General features: G+C 69.7%; 20 protein-coding genes. 15 read left to right on the top strand and 5 right to left on the bottom strand.

Annotated features, from left to right (window positions below; genetic code table 11):
• The 4 genes from tsaB to J2Y42_RS17235 all read left to right on the top strand — a co-directional run bounded on the left by tsaB (position 1) and on the right by J2Y42_RS17235 (position 2958).
• Entirely contained in the window at positions 1-621 is a 621-nt protein-coding gene (gene tsaB, locus J2Y42_RS17250; RefSeq protein ID WP_309860984.1) for a tRNA (adenosine(37)-N6)-threonylcarbamoyltransferase complex dimerization subunit type 1 TsaB, read from the top strand.
• Positions 618-1118, top strand: a complete 501-nt coding sequence (rimI, locus tag J2Y42_RS17245) for a ribosomal protein S18-alanine N-acetyltransferase (protein ID WP_309860981.1) — start codon at positions 618-620, stop codon at positions 1116-1118. The genes tsaB and rimI overlap by 4 nt, the downstream gene beginning before the upstream one ends.
• Positions 1115-2218 (top strand): tRNA (adenosine(37)-N6)-threonylcarbamoyltransferase complex transferase subunit TsaD, encoded by a 1104-nt coding sequence (gene tsaD / locus J2Y42_RS17240; protein WP_309860978.1) that lies wholly within the window; start codon positions 1115-1117, stop codon positions 2216-2218. Before rimI ends, tsaD begins: the two co-directional genes overlap by 4 nt.
• Positions 2219-2340: 122 nt before the next feature.
• Positions 2341-2958 carry a DUF4190 domain-containing protein gene (locus J2Y42_RS17235; protein WP_309860975.1) on the top strand — a complete coding sequence of 206 codons (618 nt, stop codon included), beginning with the start codon at positions 2341-2343 and terminating at the stop codon, positions 2956-2958.
• A 32-nt stretch (positions 2959-2990) separates the two neighbouring features.
• Here J2Y42_RS17235 and J2Y42_RS17230 read toward each other — a convergent pair whose 3' ends face one another.
• A complete protein-coding gene (locus tag J2Y42_RS17230) occupies positions 2991-4178 on the bottom strand; it encodes a THUMP-like domain-containing protein (protein WP_309860972.1) in 1188 nt (395 codons plus the stop codon).
• Positions 4179-4333: 155 nt separating this feature from the next.
• On the opposite strand from J2Y42_RS17230, the gene groES reads away from it, so the two are divergent.
• The 4 genes from groES to J2Y42_RS17210 all read left to right on the top strand — a co-directional run bounded on the left by groES (position 4334) and on the right by J2Y42_RS17210 (position 9042).
• Complete coding sequence (gene groES, locus J2Y42_RS17225; protein WP_018191921.1) at positions 4334-4630, top strand: co-chaperone GroES; 297 nt, start codon at positions 4334-4336, stop codon at positions 4628-4630.
• 82 nt (positions 4631-4712) lie between these two features.
• Positions 4713-5654: an EamA family transporter RarD gene (gene rarD, locus J2Y42_RS17220; RefSeq protein WP_309860969.1), complete on the top strand. Its 942-nt coding sequence runs from the start codon at positions 4713-4715 to the stop codon at positions 5652-5654.
• Between the two features lie 97 nt (positions 5655-5751).
• On the top strand, positions 5752-7254 hold the full coding sequence (gene guaB / locus J2Y42_RS17215; protein WP_309860966.1) for an IMP dehydrogenase: 1503 nt from the start codon (positions 5752-5754) through the stop codon (positions 7252-7254).
• Positions 7255-7353: 99 nt separating this feature from the next.
• The gene (locus J2Y42_RS17210) at positions 7354-9042 is read left to right on the top strand and encodes an ATP-binding cassette domain-containing protein (protein WP_309860963.1); all 1689 of its coding nucleotides are present in this window, start codon (positions 7354-7356) and stop codon (positions 9040-9042) included.
• Here the strand turns inward: J2Y42_RS17210 and J2Y42_RS17205 are convergent.
• Positions 9026-10186, bottom strand: a complete 1161-nt coding sequence (locus J2Y42_RS17205) for an aminotransferase class I/II-fold pyridoxal phosphate-dependent enzyme (RefSeq protein ID WP_309860960.1) — start codon at positions 10184-10186, stop codon at positions 9026-9028. The two genes, J2Y42_RS17210 and J2Y42_RS17205, sit on opposite strands and share 17 nt — an antisense overlap.
• Before the next feature lie 65 nt (positions 10187-10251).
• On the opposite strand from J2Y42_RS17205, the gene J2Y42_RS17200 reads away from it, so the two are divergent.
• Both J2Y42_RS17200 and J2Y42_RS17195 read left to right on the top strand, forming a co-directional pair.
• Positions 10252-11370 carry a GuaB3 family IMP dehydrogenase-related protein gene (locus tag J2Y42_RS17200; RefSeq protein ID WP_018191916.1) on the top strand — a complete coding sequence of 373 codons (1119 nt, stop codon included), beginning with the start codon at positions 10252-10254 and terminating at the stop codon, positions 11368-11370.
• Positions 11371-11472: 102 nt separating this feature from the next.
• A complete protein-coding gene (locus J2Y42_RS17195) occupies positions 11473-13293 on the top strand; it encodes a glycerol-3-phosphate dehydrogenase/oxidase (protein WP_309861060.1) in 1821 nt (606 codons plus the stop codon).
• Positions 13294-13308: 15 nt separating this feature from the next.
• Here the strand turns inward: J2Y42_RS17195 and J2Y42_RS17190 are convergent, their stop codons facing one another.
• Positions 13309-14736, bottom strand: a complete 1428-nt coding sequence (locus J2Y42_RS17190; RefSeq protein ID WP_309860958.1) for a HEAT repeat domain-containing protein — start codon at positions 14734-14736, stop codon at positions 13309-13311.
• A 119-nt stretch (positions 14737-14855) separates the two neighbouring features.
• Here J2Y42_RS17190 and J2Y42_RS17185 point away from each other — a divergent pair, with 119 nt between their 5' ends.
• The 5 genes from J2Y42_RS17185 to guaA are packed head-to-tail and all read left to right on the top strand — an operon-like array spanning position 14856 to position 19722.
• The gene (locus tag J2Y42_RS17185) at positions 14856-15368 is read left to right on the top strand and encodes a TrkA C-terminal domain-containing protein (protein ID WP_309860956.1); all 513 of its coding nucleotides are present in this window, start codon (positions 14856-14858) and stop codon (positions 15366-15368) included.
• A 6-nt stretch (positions 15369-15374) separates the two neighbouring features.
• Positions 15375-16745: a cation:proton antiporter gene (locus J2Y42_RS17180; RefSeq protein WP_309860953.1), complete on the top strand. Its 1371-nt coding sequence runs from the start codon at positions 15375-15377 to the stop codon at positions 16743-16745.
• Between the two features lie 56 nt (positions 16746-16801).
• Entirely contained in the window at positions 16802-17629 is an 828-nt protein-coding gene (locus tag J2Y42_RS17175) for an SURF1 family cytochrome oxidase biogenesis protein (RefSeq protein WP_309860950.1), read from the top strand.
• Between the two features lie 4 nt (positions 17630-17633).
• Positions 17634-18083 (top strand): DUF3817 domain-containing protein, encoded by a 450-nt coding sequence (locus tag J2Y42_RS17170; protein ID WP_018191911.1) that lies wholly within the window; start codon positions 17634-17636, stop codon positions 18081-18083.
• A gap of 25 nt (positions 18084-18108) precedes the next feature.
• The gene (gene guaA / locus J2Y42_RS17165) at positions 18109-19722 is read left to right on the top strand and encodes a glutamine-hydrolyzing GMP synthase (protein ID WP_309860948.1); all 1614 of its coding nucleotides are present in this window, start codon (positions 18109-18111) and stop codon (positions 19720-19722) included.
• Positions 19723-19790: 68 nt separating this feature from the next.
• Here guaA and J2Y42_RS17160 read toward each other — a convergent pair whose 3' ends face one another.
• On the bottom strand, positions 19791-20582 hold the full coding sequence (locus J2Y42_RS17160; protein ID WP_309860945.1) for a Bax inhibitor-1/YccA family protein: 792 nt from the start codon (positions 20580-20582) through the stop codon (positions 19791-19793).
• A gap of 40 nt (positions 20583-20622) precedes the next feature.
• A complete protein-coding gene (locus J2Y42_RS17155; RefSeq protein ID WP_309860942.1) occupies positions 20623-21219 on the bottom strand; it encodes a hypothetical protein in 597 nt (198 codons plus the stop codon).
• Positions 21220-21270 lie beyond the last annotated feature (51 nt).

Below are 21270 nucleotides of genomic sequence, written 5' to 3'. Positions count from 1 at the left end.
ATGCTGCTCGCCATCGACACGTCCGCCGGGACCAGCGTCGCCGTCGTCGACCGGGAGGGCGGGGTGCTCTCGGAGATCATCGAGACCGACACCATGCGTCACGCCGAGGTCATCGGCACCCTCATCGACGAGGCGCTGACCGTGGCCGGAATCGAGGTGCGCGCTCTGTCTGGCGTCGTCGCCGGGATGGGGCCGGGCCCGTTCACGGGACTCCGGGTCGGCATCGCCGCGGCGAAGGCGTTCGCGATCGGCGCGGGAAAGCCGCTCGTCCCCGTCGTCAGCCATGACGCCGTCGCCTACGACCGCTACGCGTCCGGCCACGAGGGTCCGCTGCTGATCGTCACCGATGCCCGGCGCCGGGAACGGTATTGGACCGCCTACTCGGGCGTCGACGGCTTCGGTCTCCCGATCCGCCTCGACGGGCCGGGCCTCGCCCGGCCGGACGAGCTGCCGCATCCCGATGTCGCTCGAGTCGACGCCGACGTCGTCCCCGCCGGCCGCCTCGGCATGATCGCCGAGCTGCGCTACGCGAACCGGCTGCCCATGGACCCCGATGTCGCCCTGTACCTGCGCTCGCCGGATGTGACGCCGTCGGCCGGGCCGAAGCGGGTGACGGCGTGACCGATCCCGCCCGCACCGTGCACCAGCTGCGCCGCGCCGAGCCCGCCGACGTGCCCGCGATCATGGAGCTGGAGCGCAGCGTCTTCGAGAACGACGCGTGGTCGGAGCGATCCATGCGCTCGGAGGTCGCCGGCGAGCACGGCTACTACCTCGTCGCGTTCGCACCGGAGTCGCCCGACCGACTCGCCGGGTATGCCGGACTCCTCGCCCCCCGCGGGGGAGGCGAGGGCGACATCCAGACCATCGCGGTCGCCCCGCACGCCCGCCGCCGCGGGCTGGGACGTCAGCTCATGCTCGCCCTGATCGCCGAGGCGCGGAAACGGGGCGCCCGCGAGGTGTTCCTCGAAGTCCGCGCCGACAACCCGGGCGCCCAGACCCTCTACCGCGACCTCGGTTTCGAGGAGATCGGCGTTCGCCCGAAGTACTACCAGCCGGACGGTGTGGATGCGATCGTGATGCGTCTCGCCGTCCCCAGTCCGGAGACCACCGTCGCATGACCAGCGCAGCATCCACTCGCCTCGATCCGGCGTCCACGAAAGAGCCGCTCGTGCTCGGCATCGAGACGTCGTGCGACGAGACCGGTGTGGGGATCGTCCGCGGCACGACGCTGCTCGCCAACACGATCGCGTCGTCGATGGAGGAGCACGCCCGCTACGGCGGCGTGGTCCCGGAGGTCGCCGCCCGCGCACATCTGGAGGCCCTGGAGCCGACGCTGCGCACCGCGGTGGCGGACGCGGGGATCGAGCTGGCCGACGTCGACGCCATCGCGGTGACCAGCGGCCCCGGACTCTCGGGTGCGCTCATGGTCGGCGTCGGCGCGGCGAAGGCGCTCGCCGTCTCCCTCGGCAAGCCGCTGTACGCGGTCAACCACCTCGTGGGTCACGTCGGTGCCGACCTGCTCGACGCGCAGGGCGGCCCGGGACATCCCGTCGAACTGCCGACGATCGCCCTGCTCGTCTCCGGCGGCCACACCTCCCTGCTGCTCGTCCGCGACCTCGTCTCGGACGTCGAGCTGCTCGGCGAGACCATCGACGACGCAGCCGGTGAGGCGTTCGACAAGGTCGCCCGCGTGCTCGGCCTCCCGTATCCGGGCGGCCCGCAGATCGACCGCGTCGCCGCGGACGGCGACCCGAAGGCGATCCGCTTCCCGCGCGGGCTGACCCGGCCGAAGGACCTGGAGAAGCACCGGTACGACTTCTCCTTCTCCGGACTCAAGACCGCGGTCGCGCGCTGGGTCGAACAGCGTCAGGATGCCGGGGAAGAGGTGCCGGTCGCCGATGTCGCTGCGTCGTTCCGGGAGGCGGTGGCGGACGTGCTGATCACGAAGGCGCTCGCCGCGTGCCGCGATCACGACGTGCCCCGGCTGCTGCTCGGCGGCGGTGTCGTGGCGAACGCCCGGGTGCGCCAGCTCGCCATCGCGCGGGCGGCCGAAGTCGGTGTCGCGCTGCGCATCCCGGCTCTTTCGCTGTGCACGGACAACGGCGCGATGATCGCGGCGCTGGGGGCGCAGCTGATCATGGCGGGTCACGGCCCGAGCGAGCTCACCTTCTCGGCGGACTCCACGCTCCCGGTGACGGAGATTCAGGTCACCGCCTGAGTGGTGCGTTGACACCCTCCCGGACCCCCTGCCACGATGGGAGTGATACAGCGTTCTCTCAGGAAATTCGTTTCCGCCGAGGCGCCGACCACCAGCTTCCCGCACCGAAGGAGATGGGTCTCATGACCGACCCGAACGCCCCCGTCGAACCGACGGACCCGAACTCGCAGAACGGATCGGTCCCGCCGCCGCCGCCCGCACCGCCCGCGTCCGACACGGGAGCGGTCCCGCCGCCCGCGCCGGGCTACGGTCAGCAGCCGCCGGCCCCCGACTACGGGCAGCAGCCGCCGGCTCCGGGATACGGTCAGCAGCCGCCCGCGCCGGGATACGGCCAGCAGCCGCCCGCCCCCGGTTACGGTCAGCAGTACCAGCAGCCCTACGGCCAGCAGCCGGGCCAGCCCGGTCAGCAGCCGTACGGCCAGCCGGCATACGGCCAGCCTGCCCCGGGCTACACCCAGCCGTACGGGCAGCCCGCGGCCAAGTCGCCGATCCTGAGCATCCTGTCGCTCGTCGGCGGCATCCTCGGCATCGTGCTCAACATCGCCTGGGGCATCGGCTTCCTGTTCGGCATCGCGGCGGTCGTGCTCGGTTTCATCGGCCGCAACAAGGAGCCGCAGGCCAAGGGCTTCTGGCTCACCGGCATCATCCTCGGCTTCGTGAGCATCGCGATCGCGATCATCTACTGGATCTTCCTCGCGATCATTTTCGCGAGCATCGCCAACTACCAGGGCACGTACTGATCAGAGCCTTGTGAAGCGGTTCGCCGACGGCCTCAGAGCCGTTCGGCGAGCAGCGCCGTGTGCCGCCCGGCGACCCTGGTGAGGATCAGGGTCGCCGGGCGGTCGCCGTTGAGGCCCAGCCTGCGACGCAGTGCGGCGGGGTCCACATCCACTCCCCGCTTCTTGATCTCGAGGGTGCCGATGCCGCGCTGACGGAGCGCCTTCTTGAGGTCCTTCTCGGCGTAGGGGAGCGTCTCGAGCACGCGGAAGCCGGCGGCGAACGGCGTCTCCGCAGGCTGGTCGGTGGTGATGTATGCGATCTGCTCCGAGAGCATCCTGCCGCCCAGCCTGCGTGCGAGATCGCCGATGAGGCGCGCCCGGATGACCGCGCCATCCGGCTCGTAGAGGTACTCTCCGAGCGGGCCGGTCTCCTCGTCGGGGCTGTCCGCGTCGGCCGTCAACTCGTCGGCCTGGTCGCCACGGAGCACGAGTGCTGCCCGGTGGATGCCCGGGCGGGCGAGCGCTCCGAACCAGAGCCCCAGCTCGACGACCTGCCCTTCGGCGGAGACCCACTGCGCCTCCGCCGTCGAGGGGATGAGGTCGCGGTCGAATCCCGGACCGAGCTTCAGGCCGACGGATCGGCCGGTGGCGAGCTCGTACGCGAAGCCGAGCGACGGCGTGTAGTCGTCGGGGTCGGTGAGGCGTTCCGTCTGCGTGTGGCCGGCGGTCCGCCGCGCCGGGTCGAGGAAGACGCCGTCGATCTCGCGCAGGTCGACGTCTTCGGCGCGCTGCTGCTCTACCCGAGCGCTGGGGAACGGTGCCAGGTTGAAGGAGGCGATGGCCGCGGTCACCTCGTCGGCCTCGATCGCCAGGACGTCGAGTTCGAGGGCGGCGAGGGCGAGCGCGTCGCCGCCGATGCCGCAGCCGAGGTCGGCGACGCGGCGGAGGCCCGCAGCGCGGAACCGGCCGGCGTGGCGCGCGGCGACCGGCAGCCGGGTGGCCTGCTCCAGTCCCGCCTCGGTGAAGAGCATCTGCGACGCGAAGTCGCCGAACTTGGCCGCGGCCTTGCGGCGCAGTTTCGACTGCGTGAGGACGGCCGCGACCAGCGCGGGGGAGTGGCCCTGCTTGCGGAGGTCGCTGACGATGGCGAGAACGTCCCGCTCGCTGTTGTACGGCGGCAGGGAGTCGAGCAGCCGCAGGCCCTCCGGGCTCAACAGGGCGACCAGCTCGGAGCGTTCCATGCGCTCAACGCTACCCTGGACCTGCCGCCCCGCCCGGTCTGGCACTCACGTTGCGTGACTGCTAACCCACCCCCTAGACTCGTGTTAGCACTCTCAGTGCGAGTTTGCTAATCAGTCTTAGTAGAGACACTGTTCTTCACAGGAAAGGGGTCAACGTGTCGGTCTCCATCAAGCCGCTCGAGGATCGCATCGTCATCAAGCAGGTCGAGGCTGAGCAGACCACTGCTTCCGGTCTGGTCATCCCCGACACCGCCAAGGAGAAGCCGCAGGAGGGCGAGGTCGTCGCGGTCGGCCCGGGTCGCATCGACGACAACGGCAACCGCATCCCGCTCGACGTCGCTGTCGGCGACAAGGTCATCTACTCGAAGTACGGCGGCACCGAGGTCAAGTTCGGCGGCGAGGACTACCTCGTCCTGTCGGCCCGCGACGTGCTCGCGGTCGTCGTCCGCTGACGCACCCCCTCTTCTCGACGGCCCGGATGCTCTGAGCATCCGGGCCGTCGTGGTGTCCGGGGTCGGAGGTAGAGTCGGACGAGTGGCATCCTCCGACGAACTCAGCTCCCACCGCACATCCGGACTCGTCTACGCGGTCTCCGCGTACGTCCTGTGGGGCATCCTCCCGATCTACTTCCTGGCGCTCGCGCCCGCTTCGGCTTGGGAGATCGTCGGCTGGCGCGTGATCTTCTCGCTCGGGTTCTGCGCGATCGCCCTCACCGTGACGCGCTCGTGGCGCACGTTCGCCGCGCTGCTCACCGACAAGCGCGTCCTGTTCACGATGGGCCTCGCGGGCGCCCTCATCTACGTCAACTGGCAGACGTACGTGCTGGCGACGGTGAACGGCCACGTCGTCGAGGCGGCGCTCGGCTACTTCATCAACCCGATCGTCACGGTGTTCCTCGGCGTCGTCGTCCAGCGTGAGAAGCTGCGCGTCGCCCAGTGGGTCGCCGTCGGCGTGAGCGTGGTCGCCGTCATCGTCCTCGCGGTCGGCTACGGCTCCATGCCGTGGATCGCGCTCATCCTCGCCTTCTCGTTCGGCCTGTACGGGCTGATCAAGAAGCGGGTGGGCAACCGGGTGGATGCGCTCTCCGGTCTCACCCTCGAGACGATGTGGCTGACCCCGGTGGCCGTCATCCAGCTCATCGTCGTCGGTGTCACCGCCGGGCTCACCATCGGCACCGCGGGCGTATGGCACACGGTCCTGCTCGTCGGAGCGGGCGTCATCACGGCCGTCCCGCTGCTGTTCTTCGCCGCGGCATCCCGTCGCCTCCCGCTCGTCTACATGGGCTTCATCCAGTACTTCGCCCCGTTCATCCAGTTCATCGTCGGCGTCGCCGTGCTGCACGAGGCGATGCCTCCGGAGCGCTGGGTCGGCTTCGCGATCGTCTGGCTCGCGCTGCTCATCCTGAGCATCGACATGATCGTCGCGGCACGGCAGGGGAAGCGGGCGGCGGAGCTCGACCTGGCCTCGGTGGACTGACCGCGAAGCGGCCGGAATATCCGTCCAGATTCTGCCGTTACCATTGAGCATCCACAGTCGCGCGTCCTCACACGGGATGCATCTTTGAAGGGGTGAGATGGATCAGGCGGATCCGTTCGGTTTCATCGGTTTGACCTACGACGACGTCATGCTCCTCCCCGGGCATACGGACGTCATCCCGAGTGAGGCGGACACCTCTACTCGCCTGACGAAGCGCATCTCGATGGCGACTCCGCTGCTGTCGAGCGCGATGGACACCGTCACCGAGTCGCGCATGGCCGTCGCCATGGCGCGCCAGGGCGGCATCGGCATCATCCACCGCAACCTCTCAATCGAGGACCAGGCGGCGCACGTCGACAAGGTCAAGCGCTCCGAGTCGGGCATGATCACCAATCCGGTGACCACGACTCCGGACGCCACCGTCGAAGAGGTGGATGCGCTGTGCGGCCAGTTCCGCGTCAGCGGTCTCCCGGTCGTCGAGCCGGACGGCACCCTCGTCGGCATCATCACGAACCGCGACATGCGCTTCGTGTCGCCGTTCGAGCGCTCGACCACCAAGGTCCGCGACGTCATGACGCGTCAGCCGCTCATCACGGCGCCGATCGGCATCGACCCCGACGCGGCCGTCGCCATCTTCGCCGAGCACAAGATCGAGAAGCTCCCCCTCGTGGACGCGGACGGCAAGCTCGGCGGCCTCATCACGGTGAAGGACTTCGACAAGAGCGAGAAGTACCCCGACGCCACGAAGGACGACGAGGGCCGCCTCCGCGTCGGTGCCGCGATCGGCTTCTTCGGCGACGCCTGGGAGCGCGCGATGACCCTGGTCGACGCGGGCGTCGACGTGATCGTCGTCGACACCGCCAACGGCGACAGCGCGGGCGTGCTCGACATCATCCGCCGTCTGAAGGCAGAGCCCCGTGCGTCGCACGTCGACGTCATCGGCGGCAACGTCGCCACCCGCTCGGGCGCCCAGGCGCTCATCGACGCGGGCGCCGACGCCATCAAGGTCGGTGTCGGCCCGGGCTCCATCTGCACTACGCGCGTCGTCGCCGGTGTCGGCGTTCCCCAGGTCACCGCGGTCTACGAGGCGTCGCTCGCCGCGCGGGAGGCCAACGTCCCGCTCATCGCCGACGGCGGTCTGCAGTACTCGGGCGACATCGCGAAGGCGCTCGTCGCCGGTGCCGACAGCGTCATGCTCGGATCGCTGCTGGCTGGGACCTCCGAGTCGCCGGGCGAGCTCGTGTTCGTCAACGGCAAGCAGTTCAAGAACTATCGCGGGATGGGGTCGCTCGGCGCTCTGCAGACGCGCGGGAAGAAGACCTCCTACTCGCGTGACCGCTACTTCCAGGCGGATGTGCCGAGCGACGAGCAGCTGATCGCCGAGGGCATCGAGGGCCAGGTGCCGTTCCGGGGCCCGCTCTCCGCCGTCGCCTACCAGCTCGTCGGCGGTCTGCGGCAGTCGATGTTCTACGTCGGAGCCCGCACCATCCCGGAGCTCAAGCAGAACGGCAAGTTCGTGCGCATCACCGCGGCGGGGCTCAAGGAGTCGCACCCGCACGACGTGCAGATGGTCGTGGAGGCCCCGAACTACCGCCGCTGACGTGCAGCTTCAGGTCTGAGAAACCGCCGCCCGTTCCCTCGGGCGGCGGTTTCGTTTAGTCTGGAAGGCTTTGCCCGCCCTCCAGACCAGGATCACACCATGAGCCACATCGACGTCTCCGGCGTCTCCTACACGCTCGCCGACGGCCGTCCGCTGCTCGACGACGTCTCGTTCCGGGTCGGGGACGGCCGGGTCGGCGCTCTGATCGGTGCGAACGGCGCGGGTAAGTCGACGCTGCTGCGCATCATCCGGGGTGAGCTCCGGCCGGATGCGGGAGGCGTCGTCATCGAGGGCGGCCTCGGGGTGATGGACCAGTTCGTCGGACACGTCCGCGACGATCGGACGGTCCACGACCTGCTGGTGGGAGTGGCGCCGAAGGCGGTGAAAGCTGCGGCCGAAGCCCTGGAGGCGGCCGAGAACGCCATCATCGAGCGCGACGAGACCGACACGCAGCTGCGGTATGCGAACGCGCTCGCCGAATACGCCGACGCCGGCGGATACGAGCAGGAGGTCGTCTGGGACCAGTGCACGGTCGCTGCGCTCGGCATCGCCTTCGAGCGCGCTCGGTACCGGTCCGTCCGCACGCTGTCGGGCGGAGAGCAGAAGCGATTGGTGCTGGAGGCGCTGCTGCGCGGACCGGAGCAGGTGCTGCTGCTGGACGAGCCGGACAACTACCTCGACGTGCCGGCCAAGCGCTGGCTGGAGGAGCAGCTCCGTGCGACGCAGAAGACGGTACTGGTCGTCTCGCACGACCGCGAACTCCTCGCGAACGCTGCCGACCGCATCATCACGCTGGAGCTCGGCGCCGCCGGAAACACCACGTGGACGCACGGCGGCGGTTTCTCCGGCTACCACGATGCCCGGCGCGAGCGGATGGAGCGGCTCGAAGAGCTGCGCCGACGGTGGGACGAGGAGCACGCGAAGCTCAAGGCGCTCGTCCTGCGCTTCAAGGAGAAGGCGAAGTACAACAGCGACCTCGCCAGCGCCTACCAGGCCGCGCAGACGCGCCTCGCCCGCTTCGAGACGGTCGGTCCGCCGCAGGCCGTGCCGCGCGAGCAGAACGTGCGGATGCGCTTGACCGGCGCCCGCACCGGCCGCCGCGTGCTCGAATGCACGGACCTCGAACTGACCGGGCTCATGCGGGCGTTCGACGCCGAGGTCTGGTTCGGTGAGCGCGTCGCGGTGCTCGGCTCGAACGGGTCCGGGAAATCGCACTTCCTCCGGCTGCTCGCGGCCGGAGGAACGGATCCGGACCCGTCCGCCGGGCACCTCGCCGCGGCGGAGAACGCCGGCGCCGCCGTCCCGCACACCGGCAACGCCAAACTCGGTGCCCGCGTCGCTCCCGGCCTGTTCGCGCAGGCTCACGAGCATCCCGAGCTGGTCGGGCGGACGCTGCTGGAGATCCTGCACCGCGGAGACGATCGCCGCGACGGGATGCCTCGGGAGGCCGCCAGCCGGGTCCTCGATCGCTACGGCCTCGCCGGCGCCGCCGAGCAGACGTTCGAGTCGCTCTCGGGCGGCCAGCAGGCGCGGCTGCAGATCCTGCTGCTCGAACTCTCGGGCGCGACGCTGCTGCTGCTCGACGAGCCGACCGACAACCTCGACCTGGTCTCGGCCGAAGCGCTCGAGGAGGGCCTCGCCGGGTTCGAGGGCACGGTGATCGCGGTCACGCACGACCGGTGGTTCGCTCGCGGGTTCGACCGGTTCCTGGTGTTCGGTTCGGACGGCGCGGTGTACGAGACCGACGAGCCGGTGTGGGACGAGCGCCGGGTCAGCCGCGCGCGCTGAGTTCCGCGATCCGGTCGATGGCCTCGGTGAGGACCTCCGGGGAGCACGCCAGGTTGAGGCGGATGAAACCGGCGCCGGGCGCACCGAACTCGATGCCCGGGTTGACGGCGACGCGGGCCTCCTCGAGGATGCGCGCGGCCGGGTCGTCACCCCAGTCGAGCGCGCGCAGGTCGATCCAGGCGAGGTAGCTGGCGAGCGGCTCGCGGTAGCGGGCGCGCGGCAGGCGGTCGGTCAGCAGGACGGACAGCAGCTCGCGGTTGGTCTCGATGGCCCGCAGCACGTCGTCGAGCCAGGGGCCCCCATCCCGGTAGGCCGCCTCGGTGGCGATCCGGCCGAAGTGGCTGGTGCGCACCTCCACCTCGATGGGCAGGGCGTGGACGCGCTCGGCCTGCTCCGGCGACGCCGTCACGAACAGCGCGCACTTGAGCCCGGCCAGGTTCCACGCCTTACTGGCGGCATGTGCGGCCACGCCGATCCGCCGTGCCTCGTCCGACACGGAGAGGAACGGCGTGAAGGTCGCATCGGAGTGCGTGAGCGGAGCGTGCACCTCGTCGCTGACGACGGACACGCCGTGGCGCGCCGCCAGCGCGGCGACCGCCTCCAACTCGGCGCGCGGGTGGACGAGGCCGAGCGGATTGTGCGGGTTGCACAGCAGGAACGCTTTCGCCCCTCCCGCGAACGCCCGCTCCAGACCGGCGAGATCGAGCGCCCAGCCACGGCCGTCGGTCCCGCCCTCGAGCAGCGGCACCTCCTCGACGACACCCCCGGCCTCGGGGATCAGCTCGAAGAACGGTGGATACACCGGCGGGGTGATGACCACGCGGTCGCCCGGTTCGATCAGGATCCGCAGCGCCTCTACGATGACCACGCTCACGTCGGTGGTGGTCCGGGTCTGCGCGGGGTCGACCTCCCAGCCCCAGCGGTCGCGTGCGAAGTCGGCGAACGCTCGCTGCGTGCGGTCGTCCGGCCCGATATAGCCGGTGTCGCTGCGGTCGACGGCCGCATGCAGGGCCTGGGCGATCGGCGGGGCGAGCGGATAGTCCATCTCGGCGACGAACAGCGGGAGGACGTCGTCGGGGTACGCGCGCCACTTCTCGCTGGTGCGCTGGCGGAGACGGTTGAGGGGTTCGGCTTCGACGGTCACGAGACCACCTTTCCACAGGCCCCCGACGCCGAACAGGCGCGCGGCCTAGACTGAAGCGCGTGAGTATGGAGATCGAGATCGGCCGCGCCAAGCGCGCCCGCCGTGTGTACGCCTTCGACGACGTCGCCGTGGTTCCCAGCCGGCGCACCCGCGACCCGGAGGACGTCTCGGTCTCGTGGACGATCGACGCCTATCAGTTCTCCATCCCCTTCATCGCGGCCCCGATGGACTCCGTGGTCTCGCCGACCACGGCCATCATGATGGGCCAGCTCGGCGGTCTCGGCGTGCTCGACCTCGAGGGCCTCTGGACCCGCTACGAAGACCCCGAGCCGCTGCTCGCCGAGATCCGCGAGCTGCCTGCCGAGCGCGCGACGAGCCGGATGCAGGAGATCTACTCCGAGCCGATCAAGCCCGAGCTCGTCACGCGTCGCCTCGCCGAGATCCGCGAGGGTGGCGTCACCGTCGCCGGCGCCCTCTCGCCGCAGCGCACGCAGGAGTTGTACGAGACGGTCGTCGACGCGGGCGTCGACCTGTTCGTGATCCGCGGGACCACGGTCTCGGCCGAGCACGTGTCGAAGAACGTCGAGCCGCTCAACCTCAAGAAGTTCATCTACGAACTGGATGTGCCGGTCATCGTCGGCGGGGCCGCCACCTACACCGCGGCGCTGCACCTGATGCGCACCGGCGCGGCCGGAGTGCTCGTCGGCTTCGGCGGCGGTGCCGCATCGACCACGCGATCCACTCTCGGCATCCACGCGCCCATGGCGACCGCCGTGGCCGACGTCGCCGGCGCCCGCCGCGACTACATGGACGAGTCGGGCGGCCGCTACGTGCACGTCATCGCCGACGGCGGCCTCGGCAGCTCGGGCGACATCGTCAAGGCGATCGCCTGCGGCGCCGACGCCGTCATGCTCGGCACCACCCTCGCCCGCGCCACCGATGCGCCGGGCGGTGGATGGCACTGGGGCGCCGAGGCGCACCACTCGCAGCTGCCGCGCGGCAACCGCGTCGCCGTCGGACAGGTGGCGCCGCTCGAGGAGGTCCTCTACGGGCCGGCACCGGTGGCCGAGGGCTCTGCGAATCTCGTGGGAGCCTTGCGCCGAAGCATGGCCACGACGGGATACTCGGACTTGAAGGAGTTCCAGCGCGTCGAGGTCGTCGTCGCGCCGTACCGTACGCAGTAGAGCAGCGCCGGCCGAAGGCGGCCGGGGAGGGAGAGAACGATGGTGAAGTCCCAATCTGCCCCAGGCGGCGACAGGCACGCGACGCCCGCGTCGAACCCGGCCGTGACATACCCGTCACGGCTCGGTCCGGCGGAGCGCGCCGCGGCGATCGCGGCGCTCAAAGACACGGAGCTCGACATCCTCGTCGTCGGCGGCGGCATCGTCGGCGCCGGATCGGCGGTGGATGCGGCGACCCGCGGTCTGACCACCGGTCTGGTGGAGGCGCGCGACTTCGCCTCCGGCACCTCCAGCCGCTCCTCCAAGCTGGTCCACGGCGGCATCCGGTACCTCGAACAGCTCGACTTCCGGCTGGTCCGTGAGGCGCTCATCGAGCGCGGGCTGCTGCTGCAGCGCATCGCTCCGCACCTCGTGAAGCCCGTGCGCTTCCTGTACCCGCTGCACAAGCGGGTGTGGGAGCGGTTCTACATCGGCGCCGGCATGATGCTGTACGACATCTTCTCGTACAGCGGCGGCCGACCTCCCGGGGTCCCGCACCACCGGCACCTCAGCAAGCGGCAGGTGCTGAACGCCATCCCGTCGATGAACAAGGACGCCCTGATCGGCGGCATCACGTACTACGACGCGCAGGTCGACGACGCCCGCTACGTCGCCAACCTGGTGCGCACGGCCGCGCACTACGGCGCCCACGTCGCCTCCCGCGTGCGGGTGGAGGGCTTCATCAAGGTCGGCGAGCGGGTGGTCGGCGTGCGCGCCCACGACCTCGAGACCGACGAGCGGTTCGACATCCGCGCCAAGCAGGTCGTCAACGCGACCGGCGTGTGGACGGACGACACGCAGTCGATGGTGGGGGAGCGCGGCCAGTTCAAGGTGCGCGCGTCCAAGGGCATCCACCTGGTGGTGCCGCGGGACCGCTTCCAGTCGAAGATGGGTCTGCTGCTGCGCACCGAGAAGAGCGTGCTCTTCGTCATCCCGTGGGGCCGTCACTGGCTCATCGGCACGACGGACACCGACTGGCACCTCGACAAGGCGCATCCCGCGGCGACCGCGGCCGACATCGACTATCTGCTGGCCCACGTGAACGAGATCCTCAACATCCCGTTGACCCGAGAGGATGTCGAGGGTGTCTACGCGGGCCTCCGGCCCCTCCTCGCCGGCGAGTCCGAGCAGACGTCGAAGCTGTCGCGTGAGCACCTGGTCGCCCACTCGGTACCGGGCCTCGTCGTCATCGCGGGCGGCAAGTGGACGACGTACCGGGTCATGGCGAAGGATGCGGTGGATGCCGCCGTCAGCGCGATCGACGGCAAGACTCCGCCCTCCACGACGATGGACATCGCCCTGGTCGGAGCGGAGGGTTACCAGGCCGCGTGGAACCGCCGCCACCGGATCGCCCAGGAGTCCGGCCTCCACGTCGCCCGCGTCGAGCACCTGCTGAACCGCTACGGGACGTTCGCGGAGGACATCCTCGCGCTCATCCGCGAGGACCCGTCGCTGGCCGACCCCCTGCCTGGAGCGGACGACTACGTCGGCGCCGAGGTCGTCTTCGCGGCGACGCACGAGGGCGCCCTCCACCTGGAGGATGTGCTCGCCCGTCGCACCCGCATCTCGATCGAGGCCTGGGACCGCGGGGTCTCCGCCGCCCCGGTCGCGGCGTCGCTGATGGCCCGGGTGCTCGGCTGGGATTCGGAGCGGGAGGAGCGCGAGGTGCGCACCTACCTGCGGCGGGTCGAGGCGGAGCGGGCCAGCCAGCTGCAGCCCGACGACGAGTCCGCAGACCGCATCCGACTCGAAGCGCCCGACATCGTGGAGGCCGACGCCGAAGCCGCGAAGGCCGCGTCGAAGGCCGGCACGCCGACGAGCGCCGACCAGGCGCCGAAGGACGTCGAGGGCGCCGGTGCGGAGGACGCGCCGAGGACGGACGGGTAGCCGGCGTACGGAGCCTCAGACGCGGGAGCGGCGGAAGAACGAGAAGCGTCGCTTCCGCGCTGGGGCGGCGGCCGGCAGCGGCTCGCGGGCGGCGGCCGGTAGCGGCCCCTGCGTGGGAGCGGCGTCCGGCAGTGGGGGCAGACCGAGCGCTGAACGGAGCGCGAGTTCTTGTGCGGTGCGAAGCCCGTGCGTTCCCGGCTCGAGGAGCCGCGCAATCTCGTCGTCGGCGTTCGGCGTCAGGTAGGCATTCGGGAGAATCAGGTCGACGAAGACCTTCAGATCCAGTCGCGCCCGTTCGCCCAGCTGATCGTCCTCTGCCAGCGTGAGATCGGTGAGGATACGCGTCCGCGCGTCTCGCGCGGTCAGCAGGCGGAACCCGGCGAGCCGGACATGAGGACTCTCTCCGCGATGCAGCAAGGATCGGAGGAGGTCGATGTCCACCGTCCCCGCCGAGCGACGCAGCGCCTTCGTCACCTCCCGGACCACCCCGGGGGATGTGTCGTGCAGGGAGGCCACGAGCACCGACTGGTCGGCGCCGCCGAGGGTTCGCAGCGCGTGCGCGGCCTCGGCCCGGATCGCAGGATCCGGGTCGCGGAGGAACGGCACGAGCAGTTTCGCATCGTCAGGTGAGCCTGTCTCGCGAAGACCTGCAAGCGCTTCGCGCCTGAAGCTGCCGGCGGACAGCTCTGCCCGGTAGACGTCGGCGGGGGACTCGCCTGCCGCGCGCACAGCGACCTGCGCGGCGCTGCGTACCCGGTGGGCGCGATCGCTCAGGGCCGCTCGCGCCGGCCCGCGGTCGCCGCTCGTCGCCAGAGCGGTGATCGCGAGAGCGCGCAGCTCCGCCGAGCGGCTCTGCAGCAGGCCGTACACCTCTTCGGCCGGTGTCGCGCGAAGCACTGCCTCGGCGCTGACAGCACGGACATCGGGGTCGGAGTCGCCTTCCGCGACGGCGCGAAGATCCTCCGACGTCAGCACGGCGCGACGGATCGCGACTCTGACGACGGCACGCCGGAAGACGTGGTCCCGGCTCTGCAGGCACTGACGTATCCCGTCGGCATCGAGGGTCTCCAGGCGGCCGCGGATCTCTCCGGCGAGCCAGGAGCCCGCCTCTCGTGTCGCCAGTGCCAACCCGAGCGGTCCCGCCAGCACGATCGCGCCGGGATCCGTTTCGAAGCGGTCCATGAGCGCCCGGCGCGCCCGCTCGCGGATAGGCTCGACCCAGTCGGATGCGCGGATCGCCAGCACGGGCACGACCGCCCTCTCGTTCAGCGACGACAGCTCGTCGACGGCCGGCTCGCGTATGTAGCCGGACGCGTGGAAGGCGTCGCGGTACAGGTTGCCGAAGGGGTTCGGACGATACCGGCTGTCGCTTCGGGCGCTCTCGGCGAACGCCATCCACTCGCGCGGCGCAGCGTCGGGATCGGGGAGTTCGGTCGCAGACATAGTCGACCAGTATCGCACCGCCGGGAGGTCGTTCGCATGCCTCCGGTAGGCTGGAGGCATACCCCCCTTATGCCGGCCGGCCCGGCGGATGGAGACGGATGATGGTAGACGTTCGACGGGTGAAGCTGCCCGGGGTCGGGGTGCTTCACACCTTCGTGACCGACGATGGCGGCAAAGTCGGCGTCATCGCGCACCGCTCCGGCCACAGCGACCTGATCACGTTCTCGGACCATGAAGACGGCAGCGACGTCACCAAGGTGTCGCTCCGGCTCAACGAGGATGAGGCCCACACACTCGCGGAGCTGCTCGGCGGCACGCAGATCACCGAGGCTCTGACCGCGCTCGACCAGATCCCCGGTCTCAGCATCGACTGGTTCACCGTCGACTACGACGACTACATCGCCGGTCAGCAGCTCGGGCAGCCGGGCGACCGCGGCTTCGTCGGCCTCACCGTCGTCGCCGTGGTGCGCGGGGACTCCGCCAACCCCGCGCCCGCCCCCGACTTCAAGGTGTTCCCCGGGGACACGTTGGTGGTCGCCGGCACGCCGGAGAAGGTCGCGAAGGCGTTCTCGTTCTTCCGCACCGGCGAGGTCGCGCACCGTGTCACCGCCGACGCTCCGCCCGGGGGCTGAACGACGATGCATCTCGGCGAAGACCTCATCGTTCTCGGCATCCTCCTGCTCGTCGCGTACGTGCTCGGGCGCCTCGGCAGGTTGGTGAGTCTCCCCGCGATCCCCATCTACATGCTGGTCGGGTTGCTGGCCAGCCCGCACACCGGCTGGTTCCCGCTCAACTTCGAGAGCGACTACATCGAGCTCATCGCGATCTTCGGGCTCATCCTGCTGTTGTTCAACCTGGGTCTGGAGTTCGACCAGGACGAGTTCTTCGGCAACTTCGGCAAGCTGATCGTCTCCGGCGGCTCGTACATCGTCATCAACATGGGTGTCGGCCTGATCTTCGGGTTCATGGTCGGGTGGGGCACCCGCGAGGCGCTCATCATCGCCGGGATGACGGCCACCTCATCGTCGGCGATCGTCACCAAACTGCTCATCGAACTGCGGCGGCTGGCGAACACCGAGACGCCGATGATCCTCGGTGTCACGGTCGTCGAGGACATCTTCATCGCCATCTACCTGGCGATCGTCTCCGTGGTGCTCAGCGGCGAGACCGACTTCTGGCCCGTGGTCGGCAAGCTCGCGATCGCGTTCGCCTTCCTCGTCGTGATGTTCACGATCGCGCGCTGGGGCGGGCGGTTCGTCTCGCGGCTGTTCCGCACCAAGGACGACGAGCTCTTCACCATCCTCTTCTTCGGCTTCGCTGTCCTGTTCGCCGGCATCGGCGAGCTGCTCGGCGTGACCGACGCGATCGGCGCCTTCCTCATCGGTCTGGTGCTCGGCGCGACGAAGTACCGCAGGAAGATCGAGCAGATCGCCATCCCGCTGCGGGATGTGTTCGCCGCCTTCTTCTTCCTCAACTTCGGGCTCGCCCTCGACCCGGCGAAGTTCCCGTCCGTGCTGCTGCCGGTCGGGATCGCCGTCGTCATGACGATCGTGCTCAACATCGGGGCGGGCCAGTTCGTCGCCTGGATCAACGGGATGGGCGTGCAGGCGGGTATCAACACCACGGTCATCCTCCAGAACCGCGGCGAGTTCGCCCTCATCCTCGCCACGCTGTCGCTGGCCGCCGGACTGGATGAGCGCATCCAGCCGTTCGCCGGTCTCTACGTGCTCGTCATGGCGATCATCGGGCCGATCCTCGCAGCGAACTCCGAGAAGATCGGTGCGATGATCCTACGGTCCGGACCGTCACGCCGACGGGATCGGAAGAAGACGAAGAAGCGCGAGCCGATGCTGGACGAGGAGATCGCCCTGGTCGAGGCCGCGACCGCCGACCTCGACTCCGACGCGCGCCGCGAGACGACGAGCGCCGACGAGACCCAGCGGGCCGTCGACAGGATGGTGGAGCGGGCCATGCAGGACGACATCAGCGGCGAACGGGAACGGGACTGACCATCGAGACGACCACGGGGGCCGAGCCGATCGCCGGCGAGACCACCCTCTTCCAGATGATGCGCCGCCCGCGATGGATCGGCGCGCTGCTGTTCGCGCTGCTCCTCGCCGCCGGGTTCGCCTGGCTCGGTCAGTGGCAGCTTGAGCGTGCGGTCGAGTCGGGCAAGGCCGTCGAGGCTCCGAGCGAGACCGTGCTCCCGCTCGCGGACGTCGCCGGCCCGTCGTCGCCCCTGCGCGATGTGGCCGTCGGGCAGCTGGTCGAGTTCACCGGGACGTTCGTCCCGGAGGACTACCAGCTGCTTCACGACCGGCTCAATCAGGGACGCAGCGGCTGGTGGGTCGTCGGTCACGTGAACCTGGAGCGCGACGGCCGGCCGGTCGCGCTCGCCGTTGCACGGGGGTGGGCTCCGGACAAGGCCTCCGCGCAGGCCGCGGTCGAGCGGCTGTCGCGGCAGGCGGACACGGATCCGCAGCGCATCGTGGGCCGCATCCTGCCCGACGAGCAGCCCGAGGTGCCGACCGACAAGAAGGATCCGACGGCGATGCGAACGCTCGGGGTCGGCGCTCTGTACAACCTGTGGACCGGTGTCGACGGCATGCCCGTCTACGCGGCCTACGTCGTCGAGCGCGGAGCGCCGGCCGGGCTGGTGCAGATCTACTCGCCCCCGCCGATCGCCCAGACCGAGCTGAACTGGCTGAACATCTTCTACGCGGCCGAGTGGATCATCTTCGCCGGGTTCGCGGTCTTCCTCTGGTATCGCCTGGTGAAGGACGCGAAGCAGCGGGAGGACGAGCTGCGCGAGGAGCAGCTGCTCGAACGTGAGAAGCGTGAGAAGCAGGATGCGATGGCCGGGAAGAACCCCCAGTCCGAGCCTTTAGAATAGGCGCATGCCCCTCGCTCCCAAGCTCGAAGACTTCCCGAAGATCCGCGGGGCGCTCCGGTTCTACCAGGTGTTCGCGTACGTCACGGGCATCATGCTGCTGCTCCTGTGCGCCGAAATGGTCGTCAAGTACGGGCTCGGCTACGAGCTGTTCGCTTTCAGCAACTACGGCGCGCTGACCTTCGTCCCCGTCGAGACCGCCGTCGCTCCGACCGGCGTCGACCTGAGCACGGGCATCCTGATCGCACACGGCTGGCTGTACGTCGTGTACCTCATCTCCGACTTCCGCCTGTGGAGCCTGATGCGCTGGCCGTTCACGAAGTTCGTGATGATCGCCCTCGGTGGCGTCGTCCCGTTCCTCTCCTTCTTCGTGGAGGCGCGCATCACCAAGCAGGTGAAGTCCTACCTGGCCGGCCGTGAGGCCGAGGCAGCCGACCTCGTGGAGGCGACACATTAGCGGCGAGACAAGGAGCCCTGACCCGATGAGCACGGATGCGGCGTTCACCGATCTTCTGGGCGGAGCCGACTCCGCCAACCCGTCCGGGCCTGTCCTGGTCGTCGACTTCGGCGCGCAGTACGCGCAGCTGATCGCCCGGCGCGTGCGCGAGGCGAATGTCTACTCGGAGATCGTGCCGCACACGGTGACCGCGTCCGAGGTGGCCGCCAAGCGCCCCTCCGGGATCGTCCTCTCCGGCGGACCGTCCTCGGTGTACGAGGAGGGCGCACCGCGGCTCGACGAGGCCATCCTCGACCTCGGTGTCCCCGTCCTCGGCATCTGCTACGGCTTCCAGGTCATGGCGACCGCGCTCGGCGGCGAGGTCGCGAAGACCGGCCAGCGCGAGTACGGCTCGACCGCTGTGCGGATCAGCGACTCCGGCATCCTGCTCGACGGCCAGCCCGAGGAGCAGACCGCGTGGATGAGCCACGGCGACTCGGTCGCCCGCGCGCCTGAGGGCTTCGACGTCCTCGCCTCGACCGAGGGGACGCCCGTCGCCGCGTTCGCCAACGACGAGCGGAAGCTGTACGGCGTGCAGTGGCATCCCGAGGTGAAGCACTCCGCCTACGGGCAGGCCGTGCTCGAGAACTTCCTGCACCGGGCGGCCGGCATCCCGGCCGACTGGAACAGCGGCAACGTGATCGCCGACCAGGTGGCGGCCATCCGCGCCCAGGTCGGTTCTGGCCGCGTGATCTGCGCGCTCTCCGGCGGGGTCGACTCCGCCGTCGCTGCCGCTCTGGTCCACGAGGCCGTCGGCGACCAGCTGGTCTGCGTGTTCGTCGACCACGGCCTTCTCCGCAAGGATGAGGCGCGCCAGGTCGAGGAGGACTACGTCAAGGCGACCGGCGTGCGGCTCGTCACCGTCAACGCGCAGAAGCAGTTCCTCGACGCGCTCTCCGGTGTCAGCGACCCGGAGACGAAGCGCAAGATCATCGGCCGCGAGTTCATCCGCGTCTTCGAGAAGGCCCAGGCCGACCTGATCGCCGAGGCGGCGAGCGAGGGCGACCCCATCCGCTTCCTCGTCCAGGGCACGCTGTACCCGGACGTGGTGGAGTCGGGCGGCGGAGCGGGCACGGCCAACATCAAGAGCCACCACAACGTCGGCGGCCTGCCGGAGGACCTCCAGTTCGAGCTGGTCGAGCCCCTGCGCACGCTGTTCAAGGACGAGGTGCGCGCCATCGGGCGTGAGCTCGGCCTGCCGGAGGAGATCGTCTCGCGTCAGCCGTTCCCCGGACCGGGCCTCGGCATCCGCATCGTCGGCGAGGTCACTCAGGAGCGTCTCGACCTGCTGCGCGACGCCGACGCCATCGTGCGTGCGGAGCTCACGGCCGCCGGCCTCGACGCCGAGATCTGGCAGTGCCCCGTCGTGCTGCTCGCAGACGTGCGCTCGGTCGGCGTGCAGGGCGACGGCCGCACCTACGGGCACCCCATCGTGCTGCGCCCGGTGTCCAGCGAGGACGCCATGACGGCCGACTGGACCCGCCTGCCCTACGACCTGCTGGCGAAGATCTCGAACCGCATCACCAACGAGGTGGATGGCGTGAACCGCGTCGTGCTCGACGTCACGTCGAAGCCGCCCGGGACCATCGAGTGGGAGTGATCCCGAAGTGACGACGAAGGCCCGGGATGCTGGTTCAGCATCCCGGGCCTTCGTCGTGAAGCGTGGGGTCAGTCGCGCGAGATCGCCAGCATGCGGAGGATCTCCAGGTACAGCCAGATGACCGTGACCATGATGCCGAAGGCACCCGACCAGCCGTAGATGCGCGGGGCGCGGTTCGCGACACCCTGCTTGATCGCGTCGAAGTCGAGCACCAGCGAGTAGGCGCCGAGCAGGACGACCAGGAGGCCGATGATCAGGCCCAGCTTGATGCCGGTGTTGCCGAGCTCGACGCTGTTCAGCCCGAAGCTGCCGCCGGTCACGCCCGTCCACATGAGGACCAGGTTGACCAGCGAGTAGGCGAGGTAGCCGAACATCGCGATGAGGAAGATCTTCGTCGCCTTCGCCGAGGCACGGATCTTGCCCGAGGCGAAGAGCGCCAGGGTGACGCCCACGACGGCGAACGTCGCGATGACCGCCTGGATGACGATGCCCGACCACTGCGACTCGAAGAACATCGAGATGGCGCCGAGGAAGATGCCCTGTGCTGCCGAATAGCCGAGGATCAGCCCGGGCGAGGGCTTGCGCTTGAAGATGTTGACGAGCGCCAGCACGAAGCCGACGATCGCGGCGGGGATGGCGAGAACAGGGACGAACCAGCCGACGCCGGCGCCCGCGAGCAGGAGGACGAAGCAGATCGCCGTCTTCGTGATGGTGTCTTCGACCGTCATCCGGTCGGTGTCCGCGGCCGTCGCCGACGGCGACTGGTACATCTGCTCCAGGTTCTCGGCGGAGACGGTCGCGGCCTGACCGTTGGTGGAGAACGCCGGGTTCGTAGAGAAGGCCGGGTTGTTGAGTGCCATGAGCTCCTCGTTCTATGGGTGGACCGGTTGACGGTCGTCTTCAGTCAAATCTACGGGGTTCTTTTCTGAGAGTTCTGACAGATTGCCATGAATCGAATCGGATGGCGATCCATTTCGCGAGCCAGGCAGCCCCGACGATGACCGTCGTGCTCGTGGCGATGGTGATCCAGCCGTGCTCGTAGTCGTGCACGAACAGGGGGAGGAGGGCGCTCCAGGCGGCGGGGAGGAGGAGCACGGCGAACGAGGGGAGCGGGCGGAGCCGGACGAGCAGCCAGGCGGCGAGGACGACCGCGTAGCACCAGGCGAAGCCGGAGCCGCCGAGCATGAGCCAGGTGAACCCGAGGACGGGAAGCGGGACGGCGACGCGCCGGCCGATCGTCGACGGGAGCACGGCCCAGCCGGCCGGCTGCATGAGCGATCCGATGAGGAGGAGCGCGAGGCTGTACGTCGTGGTGCCGAGCACGCACGCGGTTCCGACGACGAGCATCGCGAGTCCGGCGATCAGGCGGGGGCGGTAGGCGCCCCAGCGGAGCGGGAGGAGGGACGCGGGCTCCCTCCAGCCCGCGCCGGCGAGCGCAGCGGCGTCGGGCCCTGCGGGGTCGCGGGGCGAAGGGGCCGTGCTCGGATCGGCGGACACCCGTCGATTCTGGCACTCCTGGCGCGTCGACGACCCGGTATTTCGGTCCCG

Origin of the sequence: Leifsonia sp. 1010 (assembly GCF_031455295.1) — a bacterium.
Lineage (GTDB): Bacteria > Actinomycetota > Actinomycetes > Actinomycetales > Microbacteriaceae > Leifsonia.
The sequence above is the reverse complement of the archived record's forward strand: the minus strand, read 5'-3'. Positions and strand labels throughout refer to the sequence as shown.